General features: G+C 71.7%; 7 protein-coding genes. 2 read left to right on the top strand and 5 right to left on the bottom strand.

Annotated features, from left to right (window positions below; all coding sequences use genetic code 11):
• Positions 1 to 203: 203 nt before the first annotated feature.
• Positions 204 to 1193, top strand: coding sequence for a GTP 3',8-cyclase MoaA (gene moaA, locus ACIRQY_RS07820; RefSeq protein WP_351794969.1), 990 nt, complete (start codon positions 204 to 206; stop codon positions 1191 to 1193).
• On the opposite strand, the gene ACIRQY_RS07815 is transcribed toward moaA, so the two are convergent.
• Entirely contained in the window at positions 1176 to 1394 is a 219-nt protein-coding gene (locus ACIRQY_RS07815) for a hypothetical protein (RefSeq protein WP_351794966.1), read from the bottom strand. The two genes, moaA and ACIRQY_RS07815, sit on opposite strands and share 18 nt — an antisense overlap.
• 183 nt (positions 1395 to 1577) lie before the next feature.
• Positions 1578 to 1922 (bottom strand): DUF3099 domain-containing protein, encoded by a 345-nt coding sequence (locus ACIRQY_RS07810; protein WP_403922887.1) that lies wholly within the window; start codon positions 1920 to 1922, stop codon positions 1578 to 1580.
• Between the two features lie 169 nt (positions 1923 to 2091).
• Here ACIRQY_RS07810 and ACIRQY_RS07805 point away from each other — a divergent pair, with 169 nt between their 5' ends.
• Positions 2092 to 2367 carry a GlsB/YeaQ/YmgE family stress response membrane protein gene (locus ACIRQY_RS07805; RefSeq protein ID WP_351794960.1) on the top strand — a complete coding sequence of 92 codons (276 nt, stop codon included), beginning with the start codon at positions 2092 to 2094 and terminating at the stop codon, positions 2365 to 2367.
• Positions 2368 to 2523: 156 nt separating this feature from the next.
• Here the strand turns inward: ACIRQY_RS07805 and tyrS are convergent, their stop codons facing one another.
• From tyrS to ACIRQY_RS07790, 3 genes are read right to left on the bottom strand one after another with little or no spacing between them, the layout of a single operon-like run.
• The gene (gene tyrS / locus ACIRQY_RS07800) at positions 2524 to 3792 is read right to left on the bottom strand and encodes a tyrosine--tRNA ligase (RefSeq protein WP_403922885.1); all 1269 of its coding nucleotides are present in this window, start codon (positions 3790 to 3792) and stop codon (positions 2524 to 2526) included.
• Positions 3793 to 3849: 57 nt separating this feature from the next.
• Positions 3850 to 5241, bottom strand: coding sequence for a metallopeptidase TldD-related protein (locus tag ACIRQY_RS07795; RefSeq protein ID WP_403922883.1), 1392 nt, complete (start codon positions 5239 to 5241; stop codon positions 3850 to 3852).
• Positions 5238 to 6761 carry a TldD/PmbA family protein gene (locus tag ACIRQY_RS07790; RefSeq protein ID WP_403922881.1) on the bottom strand — a complete coding sequence of 508 codons (1524 nt, stop codon included), beginning with the start codon at positions 6759 to 6761 and terminating at the stop codon, positions 5238 to 5240. The genes ACIRQY_RS07795 and ACIRQY_RS07790 overlap by 4 nt, the downstream gene beginning before the upstream one ends.
• Positions 6762 to 7037: the final 276 nt, after the last annotated feature.

Here is a 7037-nt window from a genome sequence, read left to right as displayed (position 1 = left end):
CCCGGGGGGGGGGGGGCGGGGGGGGGCCCCCCCCCGGGCGGCCCCCCCCCCCGGCCCCCCGCGCCCCCCCGGGGGGGGGGCCCCCGGGCGGGGGCCCCCCCCCCCCCCCCCCCCCGGTCCCGTGACAATCTGCCCTCCTCGCTGTCCGAGGGCTCACGTAGTCTCAGAACACACGCATACGCAAGACGGGAAGGGGGCCCACAGTGCTCAGCGACACCTACGGCCGGGTGGCCACCGATCTCCGCGTCTCGCTCACGGACCGCTGCAACCTGCGCTGCACGTACTGCATGCCGGAGGAGGGCCTCCAGTGGCTCGCCAAGCCGGACCTGCTCACCGACGACGAGATCGTCCGCCTCGTCCGCCTCGCCGTCACCCGCCTCGGCGTCACCGAGGTCCGCTTCACCGGCGGCGAACCCCTGCTCCGTCCCGGTCTCGTCGGCATCGTCGAGCGCTGCGCGGCCCTGGAGCCCCGGCCCCGGATCTCCCTCACCACCAACGGCATCGGTCTCAAGCGCACCGCCGCCGCCCTCAGGTCCGCGGGACTCGACCGCGTCAACGTCTCCCTGGACACCCTGCGCCCCGAGGTCTTCAAGACGCTCACCCGGCGTGACCGGCACCGGGACGTCCTGGACGGCATGGCCGCCGCCCGGGACGCCGGACTCACCCCGGTCAAGATCAACGCCGTCCTGATGCCGGGACTCAACGCCGACGAGGCCCCCGATCTGCTCGCCTGGGCGATCACACAGCGCTACGAACTCCGCTTCATCGAGCAGATGCCGCTGGACGCCCAGCACGGCTGGAAGCGTGAGGGGATGATCACCGCCGGTGACATCCTGGAGTCCCTGCGCACCCGCTTCACCCTGACCCCCGAGGGCGCCGACGAGCGCGGCTCGGCCCCCGCCGAGCGCTGGACCGTGGACGGCGGACCGCACACCGTAGGCGTCATCGCCTCGGTCACCCGGCCGTTCTGCCGGGCCTGCGACCGGACCCGGCTCACCGCCGACGGGCAGGTGCGGACCTGTCTGTTCGCCACGGAGGAGACGGACCTGCGGGCTGCGCTCCGCTCCGGCGCGCCGGACGAGGAGATCGCCGCGCTGTGGGAGCGGGCGATGTGGGGCAAGAAGGCGGGCTCGGGCCTCGACGACCCGAGCTTCCTCCAGCCCGAGCGCCCGATGTCAGCGATCGGCGGCTGACTCCCACTCGGCGAACGGGACGACGTCCTTCAGGAAGCCCCGTACGCTCAGGAACTGGGAGAGGTGCTCGCGGTGTTCGTCGCACGCGAGCCAGGTCTTGCGCCGCTCGGGCGTGTGCAGCTTGGGGTTGTTCCACGCCAGGACCCAGACGGCGTCGGCGCGGCAGCCCTTGGCGGAACAGGTCGGATTCTCTTCGCTCATCCGGTCATTGTCCGGCAAAGGCGATGCCGAGCAGCCACGGGGGGAGCTGCCCGGCATCGGTCTGTCGCTCCGACGGGGGATGCGGAGCGCGTACGCAGTATGTCACGGCACCTGGGGTGCGGTGCACCGGAACTTCATGATTGATCTGAGCTTTTACTGAGGTTTCCGGCCACTGAAAGTGACTCAGTTCCGGCCGCTCGAAGGGCCGTCGTCCTGGCCTTCCGGGGCAGTGTCGGACGCCAGCGCCGGACGCACCGGAGCCGGTACGAAAGTGGAGGGAAGGGACGGAGCCGACTCGCGGCCCGCGTTCGCGATGACCACGGCGACGTAGGGGAGCAGGATGCCCAGGGCCAGCGCCACGACGGCCACGTGCCGCTCGACGTTCCACAGCACCGCCGCCGCGATCACGGACAGTGTGCGGACGGTCATGGAGATGATGTAGCGCCGCTGCCGTCCCCGCACGTCGTCGGCGAGCCCCTGCCGGGCCCCCGTGATCCGGATGACCTCGCTTCCGCCGCGCTTGCGCACCGTCCTCCACCACCCGCCGCTCGCGCCGGACCCTCCCTGGTCCGGACCTCGCTCCACGGTACGCCCGCCCGCCCGCGCCGACGAGACCGGGGCACGGATGGCGGTGTCCGACATGCGCCGTATGGCGGATGGGCCGAGACTGGGCGCAGACCCGCAGAAGGAGGCGACCATGGGCTGGTTGTGGGCGATCATCGTGGGACTCGTCCTCGGTCTGATCGCGAAGGCGATCCTGCCGGGGAAACAGCAGATCCCGCTCTGGCTGACGATCGTGTTCGGCATGGTCGGCAGCCTTCTCGGCAACGCCGTCGCGACCTGGATCGGAGTCAACGACACCAGCGGCATCGACTGGATCCGTCATCTGCTCCAGCTGATCGGCGCCATCGCCGTGGTCGGAGTCGGTGACATGCTCTGGGTCTCGATGAAGGGCAACAGACAGCGGAGCTGACCCGCGCGGAGAGCGGGCGAGACCCGGGGCCCGGGCAGCCCTTCACCCGCGCGAGCCCCCCGGCGAAGCGCTCACAGGAAGCGCTGACGCGAAGGGCTCACGCGGAGGGCTCGTGCGAGAAGAGGCTCGCGCCGAAGGGGTTCACACAGAGGGGGTTCACGCCCCCGCGAACTCGATCGCCGCCAGGTTCTTCTTGCCGCGCCGCAGCACCAGCCAGCGCCCGTGCAGCAGGTCGTCGGCGGACACCTCGGCGTCCTCGGCGGTGATCTTCACGTTGTTCACGTACGCCCCGCCCTCCTTCACCGTGCGCCGTGCCGCCGACTTGCTCGCCACCAGACCGACCTCGGCGAACAGGTCCACGACCTGGCCCAGCTCGGTCACCCGGACGTGCGGCAGCTCGGACAGGGCGGCGGCCAGCGTCGCCCCGTCCAGCTCGGTCAGGTCGCCCTGCCCGAACAGTGCCTTGGAGGCGTCGATGACGGCCGCGCACTGGTCGGCGCCGTGCACCAGGGCGGTCAGCTCCTCGGCGAGCGCCCGCTGCGCGGCCCGCGCCTGCGGTCGCTCGGCGGTCTGCGCCTCCAGCGCCTCCAGCTCCTCGCGGGACCTGAAGGACAGGATGCGCAGGTACGTGGAGATGTCCCGGTCGTCCACGTTCAGCCAGAACTGGTAGAACGCGTACGGGGTCGTCATCTCCGGGTCCAGCCAGACGGCCCCGCCCTCGGTCTTGCCGAACTTGGTGCCGTCCGCCTTGACCATCAGCGGGGTGGCGAGCGCGTGCGCGTGCGCCCCCGGCTCCAGGCGGTGGATCAGGTCGAGACCGGCCACCAGGTTGCCCCACTGGTCCGAGCCGCCCTGCTGGAGCGTGCAGCCGTACCGGCGGTACAGCTCCAGGAAGTCCATGCCCTGGAGCAGCTGGTAGCTGAACTCCGTGTAGCTGATGCCCTGCTCGGACTCCAGGCGGCGGGCCACGGAGTCCTTGGTCAGCATCTTGTTGACCCGGAAGTGCTTGCCGATGTCCCGCAGGAACTCGATCGCCGACAGACCGGCGGTCCAGTCCAGGTTGTTCACCATGACCGCCGCGTTCTCCCCCTCGAAGGAGAGGAAGGGCTCGATCTGGGTGCGCAGCCGGTCCACCCAGTTCGCGACCGTCTCGGGGTCGTTCAGGGTGCGCTCGGCCGTCGGCCGCGGGTCACCGATCTGACCGGTGGCCCCGCCGACCAGCGCCAGCGGCCGGTGCCCGGCCTGCTGGAGCCGGCGGACGGTGAGGACCTGCACGAGGTGCCCCACGTGGAGACTGGCCGCGGTCGGATCGAAACCGCAATAGAACGTCACGGGACCGTCCGCGAGAGCCTTGCGCAGTGCGTCCTCGTCGGTGGACTGGGCGAAGAGCCCGCGCCACTTCAGCTCGTCGACGATGTCGGTCACGATCGTCCGTCTCCTCGTGATGCTCGTGGGAAGTTGTTCTCGGCCAGTCTAGGCGGGTCAGACCCCCTTGCTGACCGAGCTCATGTTGAAGTCGGGCACCCGCAGGGCGGGCATCGCGGCCCGGGTGAACCAGTCGCTCCACTCGCGCGGCAGCGTCTTCTCCGTCCGGCCCGCCTCGGAGGCCCGCGACAGCAGGTCCACTGGCGACTCGTTGAACCGGAAGTTGTTCACCTCGCCGACCACCTCGCCGTTCTCGACGAGGTAGACGCCGTCCCGGGTCAGACCGGTCAGCAGCAGCGTCGCCGGATCCACCTCGCGGATGTACCAGAGGCAGGTCAGCAGCAGACCGCGCCCGGTGGCGGCCACCATCTCCTCCAGGGACTTCTCGCCGCCGCCGTCCAGGATCAGGTTCCCCGCTCCCGGCGCCACGGGCGAGCCGGTGAGGGCCGCCGTGTGCCGGGTGGTGATCAGGTGCGCCAGCTTCCCGTCCCGGACCCAGTCCACCGGTGCGACCGGCAGCCCGTTGTCGAAGACGGACGAGTCGTCGCCGGAGGAGTGCGCGATCACGAACGGCGCGGACTCCAGGCCCGGCTCGTTCGGGTCGCTGCGCAGGGTCAGCGGCAACGGGGAGAGGGTCTCGCCGAGCCGGGTGCCGCCGCCGGGCTTGGAGAAGACCGTACGGCCCTCCACCGCGTCCCGGGCCGTCGACGACCACAGCTGGTAGATCAGCAGGTCGGCCACGGCCGTCGGCGGCAGCAGCGTCTCGTACCGCCCGGCGGGCAGCTCGATCCGCCGCTCCGCCCAGCCGAGCCGGGTCGCCAGCTCCGCGTCGAGCGCGGCCGGGTCGACGTCCTTGAAGTCCCGGGTGGACCGGCCCGCCCAGGCGGAGCGCGAGCGATCGGGGGACTTCGCGTTCAGCTCCAGGGTGCCGTTCGGCTGGTCGTGCCGGAGCCGCAGCCCCGTCGACGTCCCCAGATAGGTGGAGGTCAGCTCGTGGTTGGCGAAGCCGTACAGCTCGCGGCCCCCGGCCCGGGCGCGGGCGAAGGCCTCGCCGAGCGCCGGAGCGAAGTCGGCGAACACGGCGGAGGAGGTCTCCACCGGGGCGTCCGTGAAATCGGGCGACGAGGGCACCCCGGTCACCAGCGGCTGCGCGTCCTCGGCGGGTCCCGCGGCGCGCGCGGCGGCCTCGGCGGCCCGTACCAGCGGCTCCAGGTCGTCGGCGGTCACGGCGGACCGGGAGACGACACCGGAGGCGGTCCCCTGGGAGCCGTCGACGGTCGCGACGACCGTCAGCGTCCGGCCCCGGGTCACGCCGTTGGTGGTGAGCGCGTTGCCCGCCCACCGCAGATTGGCCGAGGACTCCTCGTCGGCGATGACGACGCACCCGTCGGCACGGGACAGCTCGAGGGCCCGCTCGACGATCTCGTACGGCTTGCTGACGCGGCTCATCGACCGGCCTCCTGCGTCGTGTTGAGAATGTTGACGCCCCGGAAGAGGGCGGAGGGGCAGCCGTGGGAGACCGCGGCGACCTGGCCCGGCTGGGCCTTGCCGCAGTTGAACGCGCCGCCCAGGACGTACGTCTGCGGGCCGCCGACCTGCTCCATCGAGCCCCAGAAGTCCGTGGTCGTCGCCTGGTAGGCCACGTCCCGGAGCTGCCCGGCCAGCCGGCCGTTCTCGATGCGGAAGAAGCGCTGTCCGGTGAACTGGAAGTTGTAGCGCTGCATGTCGATCGACCACGAGCGGTCACCGACCACGTAGACGCCCCGCTCCACCCCGCCGATCAGGTCCTCGGTGGAAAGACCGCCCGGGTCCGGCTGGAGCGAGACGTTCGCCATCCGCTGCACCGGCACGTGCGCGGGGGAGTCCGCGAAGGCGCAGCCGTTCGACCGGCCGAGCCCGGTGAGCTTCGCGATCCGCCGGTCCAGCTGGTAGCCGACGAGCGTGCCGTCCTTCACCAGGTCCCAGCTCTGCCCCTCGACGCCCTCGTCGTCGTACCCGATCGTCGCGAGCCCGTGCTCGGCGGTCCGGTCGCCCGTCACGTTCATGACCGAGGAGCCGTACGCCAGCTTGCCCAGCTGGTCGAAGGTGGCGAAGGACGTGCCCGCGTACGCCGCCTCGTAGCCGAGCGCCCGGTCCAGCTCGGTGGCGTGGCCGATCGACTCGTGGATGGTCAGCCAGAGGTTCGACGGGTCCACGACCAGGTCGTACCGGCCCGCCTCGACGCTCGGCGCCCGCATCTTCTCGGCGAGCAGCCCCGGGATCTCGTCCAGCTCCCTGTCCCAGTCCCAGCCGGTGCCGGTCAGGTACTCCCAGCCCCGCCCGGCCGGAGGAGCGATCGTCCGCATCGAGTCGAACTCGCCGGTCGTCTCGTCGACGGCCACCGCCGTCAGCTGCGGGTGCAGCCGGACGCGCTGCTGCGTGGTCACGGTCCCCGCCGTGTCCGCGTAGAACTTGTTCTCGTGGACGGTCAGCAGTGAGGCGTCCACGTGCGCCACGCCGTCCGCGCGCAGCAGCCGCGCGCTCCAGTCGGCGAGCAGCGCGCCCTTCTCCTCGGCGGGCACGGAGAAGGGGTCGATCTCGTACGAGGAGATCCAGACCTTGTCCTCGTGCACCGGCTCCGGCGCCAGCTCCACCCGCTCGTCGGACCCGGCCGCCGCGATGACCCGCGCGGACAGCTGGGCCATGGCCACCGCCTGCGAGGCGACCCGGGCGGCCCCGTCCATGGTCAGGTCCACCCCGGAGGCGAACCCCCAGGCCCCTCCGTGCACCACCCGTACCGCGTACCCCAGGTCGGTGGTGTCCGAGGAGCCGGACGGTTTGGCGTCGCGCAGCCGCCAGGAGGCGCTGCGCACCCGCTCCAGACGGAAGTCGGCGTGCTCGGCACCGAGCGCGCGCGCTCGGGCGAGCGCCGCGTCGGCGAGCGCCCGCAACGGCAGCGCGACGAACGAAGGGTCGATCTGATGGACCACGAGCGGCCTCGCTCTCGGCGATCAAAAGGCGGCGGTTGGACTGCCCGCGCAGTCAATCACGCCTCGGGGCGCGGGGGCGGCGCATTGTCGCGCTCCGCCGTCCCGGGGCGTGCGGGGACGGCGTGCGGCGCAGACGGGAGCCCTGTACGGATCCCCCGCGAGGCCCCGGAGCTGTAGGGACTCGACAGTCGCGCCGGTATGCGACTGTCGGAGGTCGATTCCTCATGTCGGGAGCGTTACCGATAGGTTTTCGGCTACCAGACCGCTATCGAAAGG

This window comes from Streptomyces sp. NPDC101490, from assembly GCF_044767145.1.
Taxonomy (GTDB): domain Bacteria; phylum Actinomycetota; class Actinomycetes; order Streptomycetales; family Streptomycetaceae; genus Streptomyces.
Note: the sequence above shows the minus strand (reverse complement) of the source record. Positions and strands in the feature narration are given on the sequence as shown.